General features: G+C 61.9%; 1 protein-coding gene. It reads right to left on the bottom strand.

The window, feature by feature from the left end:
• Positions 1 to 9 precede the first annotated feature (9 nt).
• Positions 10 to 1,320, bottom strand: coding sequence for an IS4 family transposase (locus IVA74_RS00590; RefSeq protein WP_247338797.1), 1,311 nt, complete (start codon positions 1,318 to 1,320; stop codon positions 10 to 12).
• Positions 1,321 to 1,459 lie beyond the last annotated feature (139 nt).

Genomic DNA, 1,459 nt, shown 5'->3' with positions numbered 1-1,459 from the left:
CTATCGGATTCACACATCGGCCATTCGCAGTGAGGCGCCAAATTTGATGCGCTGGAGGGCTTCGAGCCCCAAGCGCATGGTTTTTGGTCCCGGCTTGCCATAGTAGCCGTCCCATCCGCCTAAGCGGGCAATGACCCAGGCAGCGAAGGCGAGCGAACCCTTTGGGTGCGCATTCTTTTGCCGTTCGGTCTTGCCTTCCAGCTTTGCCGAGACGGCCTCGATGATGGATTGATCGGCAGGCTCGAAGACTTCAAGCAGGGTCTGGCCGGTAGTGCCGTCGCGTGCCTTGACCAGTTGCATCACCGATACGGCCGCGACGGCGACGGCAGTGGCGAACCTGATCATGACCTCGGGATCGCTGATGTCAGCTGCCTCGATATCGAAGCCCCCGGTCTTCTGCGTGTGGAAGTATTCTTCGATGACCCAGCGCATTCGATAGAGATCGACGATACGACGCGCTTCGACCAGGTTTGTGACCGGATGGGTCGTCAGCAGCCGCCAATGGATCGGCTTGCCGCCCTCCACTGTCGATGTCTCGCGCACATCGACCATGGTCAAGGTGACGGCCTCGGGCAGATCGGCCGCACCATGCAATGGCTTGCACAGGGCGACAGGCGAGAAGCGGACTGCCAGCTCGCTGCTGCGTGCCTTGCGTCCCGGAGCCGCGGGGACGTTGACTTTGAGCCGACCTGCTTCGGGCAGGCTATCGATATGAGAGAACAGCAAATCAATCTGCTGCTCCTCCTCGCCCGTCTCGATCCGCCGGTTCTGGCATGCCCGCACGATCAGATGTGCCCGTGACGGACGGAACGCGAAGTGCGCGTAGATGTCGCTTTCCCGGTCCGATACCACCGTGATGGTCGCAGCCTCCGTCAGAACCTCCGCCGCGCGCCTCGTGCTATCGAGCCAGCGTTGTGATTCCTTCTGTTTCGTTGTCCGCGACCGTCGATGCTTGGCCTTGCCGCCCGTGCGGTTCCATACCTTCGCATCAACAAGGCCGATCACCCCACCGTTGCCGGCATCGATCGCCAGAGCTGCATGCAGCAACAGGCCACGCAGCGCCCCGCCTTTCCCAACCGGTCCGTAGCCATTCGCTTTCGCCCGCTGCCCGCCCAGCGAAAGCTCGCTCGTATCCTGCGCCACGACCACATCACGGCCTCTCGCACGCCCCGCCGTGCGTTCTCCCGCGCAGCCGGCGATCTCTTCTGCCGTCACTGCATCGTTGCGAAGAAAGCGCGTGAACTGAATCTCACGCGCGCGGTTGCGTTGCGCCAGCTGACGGATGCACGAGCCCGGCCGTGCAACAAGCGCCGCATGCAAATGCGCCCCCCTTTTTCCAGCCGCGCGTCGCCAAACCGACCCAGACCGTAATCCATCCCAGACATCGCTCGCTCCCGCGAATCATCACTCAACTCACGGAATCAGCAATCAAATTCCTCCGCAATATGTGTGAATTCGA

This window comes from Bradyrhizobium sp. 132 (genome assembly GCF_023074185.1).
Lineage (GTDB): Bacteria > Pseudomonadota > Alphaproteobacteria > Rhizobiales > Xanthobacteraceae > Bradyrhizobium.
Note: the sequence above shows the minus strand (reverse complement) of the source record. Positions and strands in the feature narration are given on the sequence as shown.